The sequence below is a fragment of the Acidovorax sp. SRB_14 genome (genome assembly GCF_012932145.1).
Classification (GTDB): Bacteria; Pseudomonadota; Gammaproteobacteria; order Burkholderiales; family Burkholderiaceae_C; genus Simplicispira.
Map to the genome: position 1 here is coordinate 311,649 of NZ_MWOK01000001.1, position 15,539 is coordinate 327,187.

12 protein-coding genes and 1 tRNA gene are annotated in these 15,539 nt (G+C 62.3%); 1 reads left to right on the forward strand and 12 read right to left on the reverse strand.

What is annotated here, in order from left to right; genetic code table 11:
- Positions 1-72 precede the first annotated feature (72 nt).
- The 3 genes from lpdA to B2J86_RS01430 all read right to left on the reverse strand — a co-directional run bounded on the left by lpdA (position 73) and on the right by B2J86_RS01430 (position 5,764).
- Entirely contained in the window at positions 73-1,500 is a 1,428-nt protein-coding gene (gene lpdA / locus B2J86_RS01420) for a dihydrolipoyl dehydrogenase (protein ID WP_169168424.1), read from the reverse strand.
- A 90-nt stretch (positions 1,501-1,590) separates the two neighbouring features.
- The gene (gene odhB, locus B2J86_RS01425; protein WP_169168423.1) at positions 1,591-2,838 is read right to left on the reverse strand and encodes a 2-oxoglutarate dehydrogenase complex dihydrolipoyllysine-residue succinyltransferase; all 1,248 of its coding nucleotides are present in this window, start codon (positions 2,836-2,838) and stop codon (positions 1,591-1,593) included.
- Positions 2,839-2,887: 49 nt separating this feature from the next.
- On the reverse strand, positions 2,888-5,764 hold the full coding sequence (locus B2J86_RS01430; RefSeq protein ID WP_169168422.1) for a 2-oxoglutarate dehydrogenase E1 component: 2,877 nt from the start codon (positions 5,762-5,764) through the stop codon (positions 2,888-2,890).
- A 251-nt stretch (positions 5,765-6,015) separates the two neighbouring features.
- On the opposite strand from B2J86_RS01430, the gene B2J86_RS01435 reads away from it, so the two are divergent.
- Positions 6,016-7,122: an AI-2E family transporter gene (locus tag B2J86_RS01435; RefSeq protein ID WP_169168421.1), complete on the forward strand. Its 1,107-nt coding sequence runs from the start codon at positions 6,016-6,018 to the stop codon at positions 7,120-7,122.
- Between the two features lie 972 nt (positions 7,123-8,094).
- Here B2J86_RS01435 and B2J86_RS01440 read toward each other — a convergent pair.
- The 9 genes from B2J86_RS01440 to tolB form a co-directional block, all read right to left on the reverse strand.
- Positions 8,095-8,874, reverse strand: coding sequence for a GNAT family N-acetyltransferase (locus B2J86_RS01440; protein ID WP_254067941.1), 780 nt, complete (start codon positions 8,872-8,874; stop codon positions 8,095-8,097).
- A 266-nt stretch (positions 8,875-9,140) separates the two neighbouring features.
- A complete protein-coding gene (locus tag B2J86_RS01445; RefSeq protein ID WP_169168420.1) occupies positions 9,141-10,367 on the reverse strand; it encodes a GGDEF domain-containing protein in 1,227 nt (408 codons plus the stop codon).
- A gap of 262 nt (positions 10,368-10,629) precedes the next feature.
- Complete coding sequence (locus B2J86_RS01450) at positions 10,630-10,848, reverse strand: hypothetical protein (RefSeq protein ID WP_173024548.1); 219 nt, start codon at positions 10,846-10,848, stop codon at positions 10,630-10,632.
- Positions 10,849-10,869: 21 nt separating this feature from the next.
- Complete coding sequence (locus B2J86_RS01455) at positions 10,870-11,172, reverse strand: DUF202 domain-containing protein (RefSeq protein ID WP_256368379.1); 303 nt, start codon at positions 11,170-11,172, stop codon at positions 10,870-10,872.
- A 679-nt stretch (positions 11,173-11,851) separates the two neighbouring features.
- Positions 11,852-11,927: transfer RNA gene (locus tag B2J86_RS01460), tRNA-Lys, on the reverse strand.
- Positions 11,928-11,971: 44 nt separating this feature from the next.
- On the reverse strand, positions 11,972-12,700 hold the full coding sequence (locus tag B2J86_RS01465) for a ThiF family adenylyltransferase (RefSeq protein ID WP_240964719.1): 729 nt from the start codon (positions 12,698-12,700) through the stop codon (positions 11,972-11,974).
- A gap of 98 nt (positions 12,701-12,798) precedes the next feature.
- Complete coding sequence (gene ybgF / locus B2J86_RS01470; protein WP_169167855.1) at positions 12,799-13,590, reverse strand: tol-pal system protein YbgF; 792 nt, start codon at positions 13,588-13,590, stop codon at positions 12,799-12,801.
- Positions 13,590-14,129, reverse strand: a complete 540-nt coding sequence (gene pal / locus B2J86_RS01475; RefSeq protein ID WP_169167854.1) for a peptidoglycan-associated lipoprotein Pal — start codon at positions 14,127-14,129, stop codon at positions 13,590-13,592. Before pal ends, ybgF begins: the two co-directional genes overlap by 1 nt.
- A gap of 35 nt (positions 14,130-14,164) precedes the next feature.
- On the reverse strand, positions 14,165-15,484 hold the full coding sequence (tolB, locus tag B2J86_RS01480; RefSeq protein ID WP_169167853.1) for a Tol-Pal system beta propeller repeat protein TolB: 1,320 nt from the start codon (positions 15,482-15,484) through the stop codon (positions 14,165-14,167).
- Between the last annotated feature and the right edge of the window lie 55 nt (positions 15,485-15,539).

Sequence of the window (15,539 nt, forward strand, 5' to 3'; positions counted from 1 at the left end):
GCCTCTTCACTATTTTTTTGATAGCTACCAGCGCTTGACCAGCAAGCGCTAGAGGCCAATTTCACTCAAAACTTAGAAATTGAGCGTGCGCTTGTCCACCGCGAGCGCGGCTTCCTTGGTGGCTTCCGACAGCGAAGGGTGGGCGTGGCAGATGCGCGCAATGTCTTCGCTGCTCGCCTTGAACTCCATAGCCACCACAGCCTCGGAGATCAGCTCGCTGACCTGCGGTCCCACCATGTGCACGCCCAGGATTTCGTCCGTCGTGGCGTCGGCCAGGAACTTGACCATGCCGGTCGTGTCGCCCAGCGCGCGCGCGCGGCCGTTGGCCAGGAACGGGAAGGTGCCGGCCTTGTACTTCACGCCGTCGGCCTTGAGCTGCTGCTCGGTGCGGCCCACCCAGGCAATTTCGGGGCTGGTGTAGATCACCCAGGGCACGGTGTTGAAGTTGACGTGCCCGTGCTGGCCGGCCATGCGCTCGGCCACGGCCACGCCCTCTTCCTCGGCCTTGTGCGCGAGCATCGGGCCGCGCACCACATCGCCCACCGCCCAGACGCCCGGCAGGTTGGTCTTGCAGTCGTCATCGACCACGATGGCGCCGCGCTCGTCGAGCTGCAGGCCCACGGCTTCGGCGTTCAGGCCGTTGGTGTTGGGCACGCGGCCGATCGAGACGATGAGCTTGTCCACGTCCAGGCTGGCCGCCTCGCCCTTGGCATTGGTGTAGGCCACGCTCACGCCCTTCTTGCCGACCTTGACGTCGCCGACCTTCACGCCCAGTTCGATCTTCAGACCCTGCTTGTCGAACGCCTTCTTGGCTTCCTTGGCGATCTGCTCGTCCACCGCGCCCAGGAACGTAGGCAGGCCTTCGAGGATGGTCACGTCGCAGCCCAGGCGGCGCCAGACCGAACCCATCTCCAGCCCGATCACGCCCGAGCCGATCAGCGCCATCTTCTTGGGCACCGCGCCGATGCGCAGCGCGCCGTCGTTGGACAGCACATGCTCTTCATCGAACGGCACGCCCGGCAGCGCGCGCGCGTTGGAGCCCGTGGCCACGACGATCTGCCTGGCGACCAGGGTTTCGGGCGCACTGCCCGACACCGCGATTTCGTAGCCACCGTCGACGGCCTTGGAAAACGCGCCGCGGCCGTGGAAGAAGCTGACCTTGTTCTTCTTGAACAGGTACAGGATGCCGTCGTTGTTCTGTTTGACCACGGTGTCCTTGCGACCGACCATCTTGGCCACGTCGATCTTCACACCGGTGGCGGTGATGCCATGGTCGGCAAAGTGCTTGTTGGCGTGCTCGAAATGCTCGGACGACTGCAGCAGCGCCTTGGACGGAATGCAGCCCACGTTGGTGCAGGTGCCGCCAAGCGCGGGGCCGCCCTTGTCGTTCTTCCACTCGTCGATGCAGGCCACGTTGAAGCCCAGCTGCGCCGCGCGAATGGCGGCGATGTAGCCGCCGGGGCCGGCGCCGATCACGACGACGTCAAATTGTTTGCTCATATGAATCTCACCCAATCGGTTGTCAAAAAACCCACCCCGGGCTGGACCTTCAGGCCGTGCCGCACGGGTGGGTTCACCAGGTTCTAGCGCTTAGATGTCGAACAGCAGGCGCGACGGGTCTTCCAGCGCGTCCTTCATGGCCACCAGGCCCAGAACGGCTTCGCGGCCGTCGATGATGCGGTGGTCGTATGACATGGCCAGGTAGTTCATCGGGCGGACGACGATCTGGCCGTTTTCGACCACGGCGCGGTCCTTGGTGGCGTGCACGCCCAGGATGGCCGACTGGGGCGGGTTGATGATGGGGGTGGACATCATCGAGCCGAAGGTGCCGCCGTTGCTGATGGAGAAGGTGCCGCCGGTCATGTCGTCAATGCCCAGCTTGCCTTCGGCCGCCTTCTTGCCGAATTCGGCGATCTTCTTCTCGATGTCGGCAAAGCTCATCTGGTCGGCATTGCGCAGGATCGGCACCACCAGGCCACGCGGGCTGCCCACGGCAATGCCGATGTCGAAGTAGCCGTGGTAGACGATGTCGCTGCCGTCCACGCTGGCGTTGATGACCGGGAACTTCTTGAGCGCGTGCACTGCCGCCTTCACAAAGAAGGACATGAAACCGAGCTTGACGCCATGCTCCTTGGTGAAGCTGTCCTGGAACTTCTTGCGCAGCTCCATCACAGGCGCCATGTTCACTTCGTTAAACGTGGTCAGAATGGCGTTGGTCGATTGCGACTGCAGCAGGCGCTCGGCCACGCGGGCGCGCAGGCGGCTCATGGGCACGCGCTGCTCGGGTCGGTCACCCAGATTCTGCACCGGCGAAGGCGCTGCCACTTGGGGCAGAGATTTGGTCGGAACGCCGGTGGGGATTGCGCTGGCAGCTACAGATTTTGCAGCACCTGCGGCCACGGCGCCAAGCACGTCGCCCTTGGTCACACGACCGTCCTTGCCGGTGCCGGCCACGGCAGACACCGACAAGTTGTTCTCGGCCAGCAGCTTGGCTGCCGCAGGCATGGCCACGTCGCCCTTGTTCGCAGTGGCTGCAGCGGGAGCAGCAGCCACTGCGGCGGCCGGCGCCGCAGCGGGTGCAGCGGCGCCAGCCACTGCTTCGGTGTCGATCTTGGCGATCAGCTGCTCGGCCACCACCGTAGCGCCGTCGGCCTGCACGATTTCCGTGAGCACACCGGCAGCGGGTGCGGGCACTTCCAGCACGACCTTGTCGGTTTCGATCTCGATCAGGATTTCATCGATGGCGACGGCCTCACCGGCCTTCTTCTTCCAGGTCAGCATGGTGGCCTCGGCCACGGACTCGGACAGTTGGGGAACTTTGACTTCTACGATAGCCATTGGGATTCTTTCGAAAATAGGGTTCTGTTCTGGTGTCGGGTCGCTGGCCTTACTTGGTCAGCACAAAACCCTTGAGCTTGCCGAAGGCGCCATCGACCAGCGCCTTTTGCTGTTCCTGGTGCAAATGCGAGTAGCCGACGGCGGGCGACGCGGACGCGGCGCGGCCGGAGTAGCCGAGCTTCTGGCCGTCGATCATGTTCTCGTGGATGTTGTGCTGGATGAAGAACCAGGCGCCCTGGTTCTGTGGCTCATCCTGGCACCACACGACCTCGGTGGCGTTCGGGTAGCGCTTGATCTCGGCGCCGAAGGCCTTGTGCGGGAACGGGTACAGCTGCTCGACGCGGATGATGGCCACATCGTCGTCTTCGCGCTCGGCACGCTTTTTCACGAGGTCGTAGTACACCTTGCCCGAGCAGGCCACCACGCGCTTGACCTTGGCGGCATTGCGCACGACGGCTTCGTTCTGCTCCGGAATCACGGTCTGGAAACCGCCCTTGGTGAACTCCGACAGCGGCGAGGTCGCATCCTTGTTCCGCAGCAGCGACTTCGGCGTCATGATGATCAGCGGCTTGCGCAGGTCGCGCACCATCTGGCGGCGCAGCACGTGGAAGATCTGGCTGGCCGTGGTCGGCTGCACCACCTGCATGTTGGTGTCGGCCGACAGCTGCATGAAGCGCTCCAGGCGCGCCGAGCTGTGCTCGGGGCCCTGTCCTTCGTAGCCGTGCGGCAGCATCAGCGTGATGCCGTTGACGCGGCCCCACTTCACTTCACCTGACGCGATGAACTGGTCGATGACGACCTGGGCGCCGTTGGCGAAGTCGCCAAACTGGGCTTCCCAGATGACCAGGGTGTTCGGGTCGTTCGATGCGTAGCCGTATTCGAAGCCCAGCACGGCCTCTTCCGAGAGGATGGAGTCGATGACGACGAACGGTGCCTGGTTCTCGGCCACATTCTGCAGCGGCACATAGGTGCCCACATCCCACTTCTCGCGCTTCTGGTCGTGGATCACGGAATGGCGGTGCGTGAACGTGCCGCGGCCGCAGTCCTCGCCCGACAGGCGCACCGGGAAGCCGCTGGCCACCAGCGAGGCAAAAGCCATGTGCTCGCCCATGCCCCAGTCCACCGGAATGTCGCCCCGGCCCATGGCCGCGCGGTCGTCGTAGACCTTCTTGACAAGCTGGTGCGGCGTGACGCTGTCGGGGATAGTGGTGATTTTTTCGGACAGGCGCTTCCACTCGGCCAGCGGGATGGCGGTCTCGGAGGCATCGGTCCACTTCTTGCCCAGGAACGGGCTCCAGTCGACGGCGTACTTGCGCTTGAAGTCGGTCAGCACCGGGTCCACGGTGTGCTTGCCCGCGTCCATGGCGGCGCGGTAGGCCTTGACCATGTCGTCGCCGAGCGTCTCGCCCAGGCCCTGCGCCGCCAGCTTGTCGGCATAGAGCTTGCGCGTGCCGGGGTGGGCGCCGATCTTCTTGTACATCAGCGGCTGGGTGAGCGCCGGGGTGTCCTGCTCGTTGTGGCCGAGCTTGCGGAAGCAGATGACATCGACCACGACGTCCTTGCGGAACTCCATGCGGAACTCCAGCGCCAGCTCCATGGCCAGCGCCACGGCTTCAGGGTCGTCGCCGTTCACGTGCAGCACGGGCGACTCGATCATCTTCACCACGTCGGTGCAGTACAGCGTGGAGCGGCTGTCGCGCGGGTCCGAGGTGGTGAAGCCGATCTGGTTGTTGATCACGATGTGCACCGTGCCGCCCGTGGAATAGCCCCGGGTTTGCGCCAGTGCCAGGGTTTCCTGGATCACGCCCTGGCCGGCAAAGGCCGCGTCGCCGTGGACGAGAACCGGCAGCACCTGCTGGCCCAGCGGGTCGCCGCGGCGGTCCATGCGCGCGCGCACCGAGCCCTCGACCACCGGGTTCACGATTTCAAGGTGCGAGGGGTTGAACGCCAGGCTCAGGTGCACCGGGCCACCGGCGGTGGACACGTCCGAGCTGAAGCCCTGGTGGTACTTGACGTCGCCCGAGGGCAGGTCTTCGGGGGCGGTGTGGTCGAACTCGGCGAACAGGTCCTTGGGCATCTTGCCCAGCGAATTGACCAGCACGTTCAGGCGGCCGCGGTGGGCCATGCCGATCACGATTTCCTGCACGCCCTTGGTGCCGGCCGACTGGATCAGCTCGTCCATCGCCACGATGAAGCTCTCGCCGCCTTCGAGCGAGAAGCGCTTTTGCCCCACGTACTTGGTGTGCAGGAAGCGCTCCAGGCCCTCGGCTGCCGTCAGGCGATCGAGGATGTGCTTTTTCTTGTCGGCGCTGTAGGTGGCCTTGGAGCGGATGGATTCGAGCTTTTGCTGCCACCAGCGCTTCTGGTTCTGGTCGGTGGCATACATGTATTCAGCGCCCAGGGTGCCGCAATAGGTTTCGCGCAGCGCATTGAGCAGCTCGCGCAGGGGCATGCTGTCCTTGCCGAAGAAGGTGTTGCTGGTGTCGAACACGGTTTCTTGATCGGCATCGCTGAAGCCGTAGAACGACGGCTCCAGCTCGGGGATGGCGGGGCGCTCGGTGCGCTTGAGCGGATCGAGGTCGGCCCAGCGCTGGCCCACGTTGCGATAGGCAGCAATCAGCTGCTGCACGGCGGTGCGCTTGCGCCCCATTTCGGCGTCGTGGCTGGCCACGACCACCTTGGTGCCGCCTTGCTTGGCCCGCTCGGCAAAAGCACTGATCACCGGCAGGTGCGGCACGTCCTTGGCATCGCTGCCGTCGGCGGCTGGCACATGCTGCAGCGCATCGAAATATTCACGCCAAGTGTCGGGAACGCTGCCGGGGTTCGCCAGGTAGTTCTCGTACATCTCTTCGACATAGGGCGCATTGCCACCAAAGAGATAGGTGTTGCCTTGGTAGGCTTGGTAAACGGATGTCGTCTCGCTCATATTCCGCTGGCCTCCGCTTTCCTTTGGAAAGCATTAGGGTGGTTTAGAAACCTTCCGCGACACGGCTGAACCGGTTGGCGGATGCGACTGTGGCTGGGGAAGGGCCTTGTACGGCCGACATTGTGCCACCGAACGCATGCCGCCAGGGCTGCGGTGGCAGCCGGCGCCCACGCCAGCTATCACCGCTGTCGCGCCAGGCGCTCGCTTACAGTCGCAGCATCGCACTGACCCTTAGAACGTGTTTACCCACCATGACATCACCGTCCCTGCAAAACAAGGTTTTTTTGCTGCTGCTGAGCGCCGTCACGCTGGCTTTTCTGGCCGTCCTGTGGCCGTTCTATGAAGCCGTCTTCTGGGGAATGGCATTGGCCATCTTGTTCACGCCGCTGCACCAGCGCCTGCTCAAGCGCATGCCGTCGCGGCGCAATCTGGCCGCGCTGACCACACTCACGCTGTGCCTGGTGGTCGTCATCCTGCCGCTGGCGCTCATCGGCGTGTCACTGGCCCAGGAAGCCGTCCATATTTATGACCGGCTGCGCTCGGGCGAACTGGACATGGGGGCCTACTTTCAGCAAGTCGTGGCCGCGATGCCAGCGTGGGCGTCGGGTGTGCTGGACCGCCTGGGCCTATCCAGTGTCGCCGCGTTGCAGCAAAAAGTTTCCAGCGCCGCCCTCCAAGCCAGCCAGCTCATTGCGACACGCGCACTGAACATTGGGCAGAACACTTTCCAGTTCTTGGTGAGCTTCGGCATCATGCTGTACCTCTTGTTCTTCTTGTTGCGCGATGGCCCGCGACTGGGAGCGCGCATACGCCACGCCATTCCGCTGGACGAGGACCACAAGCGCAAGCTGAGCCAGAAGTTCACCACCGTGGTCCGCGCCACCGTCAAAGGAAACATCGTCGTGGCGGCATCGCAAGGCCTGCTGGGCGGATTCATTTTTGCCGTAGTGGGCATCCAGGGACCCGTGCTGTGGGGCGTATTGATGGCCTTCCTGTCCCTGCTGCCTGCCGTAGGCGCCGGATTGATCTGGGCCCCGGTGGCCATTTACTTCTTTGCCACGGGAGCACTCTGGCAAGCCATCACGCTCACCGCCTTCGGCATCTTTGTGATCGGCTTGGTCGACAACATGCTGCGTCCGGTCCTGGTCGGCAAAGACACCAAGATGCCCGACTATGTCGTGCTGATCTCCACGCTCGGCGGCATGGCGCTTTTTGGCCTCAGCGGATTTGTGATCGGCCCGGTCATTGCCGCGCTGTTCATCGCCACCTGGGATTTGTTTGCGCCCTCCGAAATTCCACAAACCGTGCCTGCGCGCGCCGCCCGGCCTGTCCCAAAGCTCCCTGAGGTTGAGCGCTGAATGGCGACGGACATTCGCAGGAGTTAGGTCGTTTTGTCTTGGCAATACAACCGGATGACTACGCTAATGCAGACGCGTTGATGGTGCCTTGTATAGATCTTGGAGGCTTATGCCGCACAGGCCCACCGTGAGTGTTATCGGTCCTTTTCCCTGTACCAATACGATCTGCGCTTAGTTTTCTTGATTGCGATCATTGGGCGTTCTACATCCAGTCCCGCTTTCCCGTCTGCGTTCTTGCCTCCACCACCACCAATAACGAAGGGAACCTGCATGTCCTTGCCACCCACCTTCACGGTGACAAGACCGGTTACAGGTGATGGCACCATGCCGCCGCCAAGGACGAAACTCTCTCTGATCAAGCAGTCAGGTCGGTCGGTTCATGAACTCGGTCTGTCTGAAGGGGATGATCCGGAACTTACGAACATGACAGATCGCTTTGCGATTGATGCACAAGCGTCTCGTTTGGGTCGATAACGCCCTTGACCTGCGTGGCGCCACGAATCTTGGTCGTCCTATGCAAAAGTTCTGTGGAATGATCGGTCCTGGCAGCGCAGCGGTCACTCGGCCCGCGAAAAGTAATAGCGGCAGCGGTCATCGATCCGTCAAAACTGGATAACGGCACCCAGCCTGCTGCAGACATGCCAGGAGTCAGAAATGCAGCGGTTGCTGCCGGCGGTTATCAGCCGTCGAACTCACGATGGCTGGCGCCAAGCGGTCATCGGAGGTGCAACCGACGCTTGCACAAACGGCGGCTGTACGAGGTGCTGCGGTCGTAGGCCCCTGCCACCTTGCCGGCGCTGCGCAAACGGCCGCTTGCCCATCACTTGGACGTGCGGAACCGACCCATCACAGACATTCCCGCCTGGAGTTTCCGTGTCTGAAGCGGTCTCACATGAAGCCCGGGTTGCGCGGGAGATAGCGTGTCCAGTTGCCGCAATCGTGTGTCGACATCAGCACCATGGGAAGTGTGAATCACATGCCTTGGCTGGCTGCGATCGCCAGTGCATCGCTGGTCCCGGGAACGAACACGGAGATCTGTTTTTCCTTCCCCGCGACGGCCATGGCCAGCGCCGCCCTGAATGCACCAGGCATCGCATGACCATGCCTGACTGCCATGGGACCTATATGACCCACCGCAGCAACGTACGCGTAGCCAACGCGCACGTCTCCATCCTCGAGAAAAACACCTTCCATCCGGGGATCGCTCAGCAAGTAGCGGTGATGCTTCTCTCGCGAAACACCCAGGATTGCGACGTCGATTTGCCGCAGCAGTTCTAGATCGGCGGCGGTCGTCCGGATGGGCGTCGTGCGCAGCGCGGGGCCCTGCGCGTGACGCGCCAATGACGCACGCTCTGCGCTGCACAAATGGAGGGGCACGCGCGGCAACAGGCCGTGCTGCACATACAGCCCCTGAGACACCACATTTAAGGCGAAGGTAATCAGGCTCTTTTCCGTGGCACCGGCCTGACGCGCATGCTGCAGGGTGCGGTCCAGCAGTTGGTTGCCGATACCCAGTCCCTGCCGGCCAGGTGCAACAAACAATTCCGCCAGAAACCAGAGCCGGCCGCAAACCCATCTCAAGGCGAAGCCCACTATCTCGCCATCATCCTCGGCCAGCCACACGCCGCGCGGGTCATCTCGCAGGCAGAACAGCTGGAAATGCGGAGGCCGCGAAGTGGCGATCGATCCGAAACCGTGGCGCACGGCCAGATCGTTGATGCTGCGGGCAACCAGCTCTTCGGCGCGCGCCAACTCGTCGACATGCGCAGGTCGGACAACGAGCGACGTGGGCAGTTCCTCTGTGACGGCACCTGAATGTATAGCATAGGGTCACGAGAGGGCCAAACATCCAATCAATGGCGGCGTTTCGCCTGTTTCTGGCCGCTCACTAACTTTCGCACAGCGACCCAGCGTAGTCCTTCGCCCGAGGGGATTCAAGGACTGCTTTGTCGGGTCATAGGGCACCGGTGATAGCCACAGATGCAGTCCTCCAAATGGGTAAATACCTTGGACGCAGGCTAAACCACCGTGTCGGTCTGGTACGTTGTTGATGTACCCATGCCCTGGGTTAGCTGATTGCCATGAGCGACTTGCGCCAATTCGATCCGGTTGCGTCCAGCGGCTTTGCCACGGTAAAGGGCGGCGTCGGCTTCTTGCATAGCGTCCTCTAAGACATGTGCACCAGCGAAGTTGTGTGAAACCCCAATCGTGATCGTGCAGTGCAGTGGATAGTTGGAGCCAGGGATCTTGATGGCTTGATTTTCGATGGCTGCACGCAAACGCTCAGCCAGGTGCATGACCCCCAGAATGTCGGTGTCTAGGCAGATGACAAGAAACTCTTCTCCGCCGATACGGCCTGCCAAGTCGCCAAGGCGCACCGTGGTGCGAAGTACCTCCGCCACATGGCACAGGACGGCATCTCCGATTTGGTGGCCATAGGTATCGTTGATGCGTTTGAAGTGGTCGACGTCAACCATCAGCAAGTGCGCAGGCACTGCCTTGCTGGAGTTGAAATACCGTTGCAGCGCTTCCGTAAGTCCGCGGCGATTGAGTAACTGTGTCATGGGGTCACGCGCAGCCAGGTTGCGCAGGTCATCGGTCAAGCGGCGCAGTACCAGCCAAACGATCGATGGCGGCAACACCGTGGCCAGGGATGACATGTAGATGTAGAACACCATCTGGAAATTGCGGTCCATCTGCAGTGCATCTAGGCCGCCATCCAGAATCTTCATGAACTTGAGTGCATTGAGTACGCAAATGCCGCTGATCAAGGCTGCAAAAAATACCATCTCCCCATACAAATCTTTGGCAAAGGTGCGCACGCCATAGACCACGGTGATGGCCATGACCAAGAAAAGCAGGGCGGACATGCCCGAGAGCATGGCGTAGCGGGCAGCCGGGCCCAGGCTCCATTGCACCAGCACCTGCGCGGCGCCGTAGGTCACGGCGAATGCAAGCAGTGGACGCCACAAAGGGACGGAGTGCCCAAAAAAACGCATGGCACCCAGCCCGTAAGCCACTGGGGAGGCTAATGTGAAGGTGTGGTTGACAACACTCATCAGGCTCCAGGCGGGGCCTCCTTCAGCCAATTGCAACACATAGGCAAAACCCAACAGGAGGTTGCCCATCGCAAAAAAGTCCATCCCCATCTTTTTGCCGTGCAGGCGTCTGCTGATGAGCCAAAACATCACCGAAAAGCACAGCAGGTGTGCGCACAGCATACCGACGAGAATGGTTGCAACCATGTTGACGTTGAGAGGGGGAGCTGACGGTGTGGCCAGGAACCTGGGCTACATCACTTCGCAAACACGGCCAAGAAAGGTGGATTGCCGGCCAGTGTAACAACCGGTAATCGAGCAGGACGACGCCAGTTGAATAATCTGCATGCGGATTCCCAGTCCTTTGACTACGGAGTCTGCTAACAAGTACACAGAAAGTATCGGTTTTGGCCACAGGCACAGCCAAACACCCAGGCCGCCACATAAGCCTTTAGCACGCCTTCGAAATCTATTCATGGGGCGACACCTTGAATTCCTCGGTCGGGTAGAACACCGGCAGCACACCGGACTGATCGCACAAGACGGACGTGCTGGCGCGGTCCACCCGATGCGAGTAACGCCACTTGAATATGGAGTTGCTCGGCGCGGGGCGCGAAGAAGGCCGGGCATGGTGGATGGCGAACAGCCGAGCAAATTCCAGGCATCCCCGATCCAGCAGGTAGAGCACCCTGGCTAGATGAACCAACAATCACAGCAGCCAATTGACTTGCAATAAAACGAAAGCAGAGCCATGACATAGTCCCAACGCAACGACAGCAGCTGTAGCGATTCCAGTCTTCGGAAGTGGAATCTTGTCCTGACCGCTCAACAGTTCCCGACAACGCCATGCGCCATAGAAAATAGCGGCATCCGATACCACCAGCAACGCCAAGGCCAGGATGGTGATGGACATATCCCTGCTCGACCAACCCGAGCGCAGTGCCAGCAATGCGTTGGCCAGCACGGCCAATCCAGTGCGGTTCCACGCCAAAGCTGTTCGCTCAGCCTGCAACCCCGGGTCCCACGGCGGCCGCGAGAGGCGTCATGACAATTCGTACCTGCGCAACGAGCAGCCGTGCAACTACCACGCCAATACCCAGCGTGATCGCAGCAATCAGAGGGATGGCTATGGTGCTCCGTTGATACGTTTGAGTTCGGCAACCACACCGCCTTTCAGGACGCTGTAGTGCTCTGCGTAATGGACCAACGCCTGCGCTAACGTGGCTTTCTTGGGCCCTCCAAGCTGCGGCGCATGCGCGCTATTGGCATTGGCGAGCTGCTCGACAGCCCACCGCACGGCGTCAGCGTGTCTGTCAAAATCTCTGCAAGAGACGCGTGCCATTAATGATGACTCACTTGGACCCGCCAACGGCCTCGGTATGGAAAGGCTTGGGTTGCTTCGCCATGCCGCACCTCCGCCGTTGAGGCAGCCCTGCAGGACACCGGCGCGCAAGGGCCCTCTTCCATTCTTCATAACGCTCATTCGTCATCTCCAACATGGGATGACGGGTGCAGAGACCGGTTTTAGCCCTTTGCAGGCCACACCGGCACACTGGAAAGCGCAACGGCCCTCGCTGCGGCGAGTAAGCGCTCGCGGCAGCTCAGTGCTATCAAAGCCGCGTCCGACGCCGAAAAAACAAAGACCCCCGTGAGAAGGCCTTTGAAATCAAGCACTTGCGTCTTGTTAATCTTGGTGGGACGTGCGGGGGTCGAACCCACGACAAACGGATTAAAAGTCCGCTGCTCTACCAACTGAGCTAACGTCCCACTGGCTGCTGGACCGCAATCTGCGATATCAGCAAAGCTTTAAATTATAGAGCGGTTTTTAACCCGTTTCGAGAATTCTGCGCAATTTTGTCCAAAACCCAACCCGCTGCGCACTGTCCGAAGGTGGCAGTGACCGCGACCACCGAGCCATAGCCGTGACAATTGAGCGTGCCATCGCCGTCCATGTCGCAGGAGGGATCGGGCGGCGCCACGGCCTCGCGGCTAAAGACGCACATCACGCCGATCGTGCGACCCTCGCGGGCCGCGCCATGGTGCTTGCGCAAGCGGTAGCGCAGCTGCGCGAGCAAGGGGTCGTGCGTGGTGGCCGAGAGATCGTCAACGTCGACCTTGTGCGCATGGCGCTTGCCGCCCGCCGCACCCACGCTGATGAATGTGACACCTGTGCTGCGCGCCCACGCGGCCATCGCGGTCTTCGCAGGGGCCTGGTCGCAGGCATCGATGACGGCGTGCACGCCCTGCGGCAAGAGCGCGGGCCAGTTGGCTGGCTCGACGAAATCTTCTATGCACTCGACCAAGCACAGCGGATTGATCTGTGCAATGCGCTCGCGCATCGCCTGGACCTTGGCCTGGCCCACCGTGCTGCTCAATGCATGGATCTGGCGATTGATATTGGACTCTGCCACATGGTCCAGGTCGATGAGCGTGAGTCTGCCCACCCCACTGCGCGCCAGCGCCTCGGCCGCCCAAGACCCTACCCCGCCAATGCCCACGACCGCAATGTGCGCCGCACGGATGCGCGCGGCGCCTTCCATGCCGTACAGGCGCTCCAGCCCGCCGAAGCGGCGCTGTTGCGAAACAGCGTCGTCGATGGACGCACTTTCGGCGGCCGGCAGGCCCTGCGCGGAGTCCATCACTTCAGGCGCGAGAGGCGGTCCTTGGCTGCGACTGCGGCCTCGGACTGGGGATAGGCACGCACCAGGTCTTCGAGCGTCTTGCGCGCCCCGCGGGTTTCCTTCAGCTCGATCTGGCAATTGGCGATCGACAGGGCCGCCTCGGGCGCCCGCGCATGGTTGGGCGCCGCGGCCAGCAAAGCCTTGAAGTTGTTGATGGCCTCTTTATAGTCGCGCGTCGCATACTGCGCGTTGCCGAGCCAGAAACGTGCCGAGGGTACGTATCCGCTGCGCGGGTAGAGCCTAACGAAGTTGCCAAAGGCCGCTTGCGCATCGGCAAACTTGCCGCTGCGAAAAACCGCCAAGGCCGCGTCGAAATCACGCTTCTCAGCGGGATCGGCCTGGAACTCCTGGCCATCCACACTGACTTTGGCAGGCTCGAACTGGCGCAGGCGCTCGTCCACGCCCTGGGCCATGTCTTTCTGGTGCCGCTGCAGTTCGGTGACATCGCGCAGCAACTGTTCATTTTGGCCGCGCAGCTTGGCGGTCTCGGCACGCAGCGTTTCGATCTGGGTCTGCAACTCGAGCAGGCTGCGGCGCAACTGCGTAGTGTCTTCGCCCGAGCGCCGCAGATCGTCGCTGTTGCGCTGGCCCGACTGCTGGAGCGCATCCACGCGCTGGCGCATCTCCAGAATGGCGCGCCGCGCCTCGTCGTCTTCGAACAGTGCGGCATGGGCCGCCGGAAGCGCTGCGCAGGTCAGCGCCAGCGCCCACAGCGCGCGAGCCGTACGGGTGGGAGCGAGCGCGGGCATCAGCGGTAGGACAGTTCAGCGCGGCGGTTTTGCGCGTAGGCTTCTTCGCTGTGGCCGGTGGCAGCAGGCTTTTCCTTGCCAAAGCTCACGGCTTCGACCTGGGAATCGGGCACACCGAGCAAGCCCAGCGCGCGACGCACGGCTTCGGCGCGCTTTTGTCCGAGAGCCAGGTTGTACTCGCGGCCCCCGCGCTCATCGGTATGGCCTTCGATCATGACCTTGCGCGATGGGCTGGCCTTGATGAAGCGGGCATGGGCATCGATCAGGGCTTGGTTGTCGGCCTTGATGACGTAGCTGTCGTAGTCAAAGTAAACGATGCGGCTGACGCCCACCGGGCCGGCTGCGTCGCGTGCGGATTGCGACAGGTCGACACCCGCCACACCGCTTTGTCCGGTATTGCGGGCATTGGCGCCATTGCCGGTGGTGGGCAGCGCGGTGCCAGCCTTGTCTTCCACGGGGACGTTGTCGAGGTTGACACCGGAACTGCACCCGGCCATCAGCACAGCGACAGCAATGGCGGAATAAACGCGTTTGATCATTGAAAAGCTCCTGAAACTCGGTGATTGGAGATGAATTACTGCTTGGGAAAAGGGCCCCAGTCGGGCTCGCGGATATCGCCGCTCTGGCCTGCCAGACGGGCCTTGATTTTCCCGTCGACCGTGGTGGTCATGAGTGCCTCGCGGCCCTGCTGCTGCGTGGCGTAGACGATCAACCGGCTGTTCGGAGCGAAACTGGGACTTTCATCGGCCGCCGTGTCGGTGATGGCGTTGACTGCGCCGCTGGCCAGGTCCATCACATGCAGCTTGAAGGCACCGCCCACGCGCGAGATATAGGCCAGCCAACGGCCATCGGGGCTCAGGCTTGGCGAGATGTTGTAGCTGCCACTGAAGCTCACGCGCTCGGCATTGCCGCCGTTGCTGCCGACTTTGTAGATCTGCGGAGCGCCACCGCGGTCGCTGACAAAATAAATGCTGCGTCCATCGGCCGAATACACAGGCTCGGTATCGATGCCCGAACTCTGCATGAGCCGACGCGGCTCGCCGCCGTTGGCATCGATGGTGTAGAGCTGGGAATTGCCGTCGCGGCTCAGGGTGACGGCGAGGGTGCGGCCGTCGGGCGACCACGCGGGCGCGCTGTTGGAGCCGCGGAAATTGGCGATGAGGCGGCGGCGACCCGTGGCCACGTCGTGCACATACACCACCGGCTTGCGCGACTCAAACGATACATAGGCCAATTGCCCGCCCGTGGGCGACCACGCGGGTGAGATGATGGGCTCGGGGCTCGAGAGCGCAGACTGTGCGTTCTCGCCGTCGGCGTCGGCCACCCAGAGGCTGTAGCGCGTGCCGCTCTTGGTGACATAGGCAATGCGGGTCGAGAAGACACCGCGCTCGCCGGTGAGCTTTTCATAGACATAGTCGGCAATGCGGTGCGCCACCAGGCGCAGATCGCCCGGCGTGACCACATAGCTTTGTCCGCCCAGGTCCTGGCCGCGCACCACATCCCAGAGGCGAAAGCGCACATCGAAGCGCCCGTCGGCCAGGCGCGCAATGCTGCCTGTGACCAGCGAGTCGGCGTTTTTCTGCTTCCAGAGGGCCACGTCGGGGCGCGAAGTCTCGTCCAGCGCCACGCCCGAGGCGTCGACGGCGCGGAACTGCCCGCTGCGCTCCAGATCGGCCTGGACGATCGCGCCGATCTTTTGGGGTGCTTGGGCTTCGCCGCGAAAGGCGGCAATGGCAATGGGCAACTGTGTCAGCCCGACGCCAGAGACTTCCACCTTGAACTGCGCCAGTGCGGGCAGCGCGGAAGACGCCGCAGCTGCAGTCAGAAGGTGGCGCCTGGTGGGGTGCGGCAAAGCCGTTGAGGAGGAAAGGGAAAACAAGGAGTCTGTAGTCATTCTCTGCCAACAGGAGCCGGGCAACGGGCCGGCGATCAAACACCAATGTTACACA

Coding starts and splice junctions, on each gene's coding strand:
- lpdA (WP_169168424.1), bottom strand. CDS start 1,500: ATGAGCAAACAATTTGACGTCGTCGTGATCGGCGCCGGCCCCGGCGGC.
- odhB (WP_169168423.1), bottom strand. CDS start 2,838: ATGGCTATCGTAGAAGTCAAAGTTCCCCAACTGTCCGAGTCCGTGGCC.
- B2J86_RS01430 (WP_169168422.1), bottom strand. CDS start 5,764: ATGAGCGAGACGACATCCGTTTACCAAGCCTACCAAGGCAACACCTAT.
- B2J86_RS01435 (WP_169168421.1), top strand. CDS start 6,016: ATGACATCACCGTCCCTGCAAAACAAGGTTTTTTTGCTGCTGCTGAGC.
- B2J86_RS01445 (WP_169168420.1), bottom strand. CDS start 10,367: ATGGTTGCAACCATTCTCGTCGGTATGCTGTGCGCACACCTGCTGTGC.
- B2J86_RS01465 (WP_240964719.1), bottom strand. CDS start 12,700: ATGGAAGGCGCCGCGCGCATCCGTGCGGCGCACATTGCGGTCGTGGGC.
- ybgF (WP_169167855.1), bottom strand. CDS start 13,590: ATGCCCGCGCTCGCTCCCACCCGTACGGCTCGCGCGCTGTGGGCGCTG.
- pal (WP_169167854.1), bottom strand. CDS start 14,129: ATGATCAAACGCGTTTATTCCGCCATTGCTGTCGCTGTGCTGATGGCC.
- tolB (WP_169167853.1), bottom strand. CDS start 15,484: ATGACTACAGACTCCTTGTTTTCCCTTTCCTCCTCAACGGCTTTGCCG.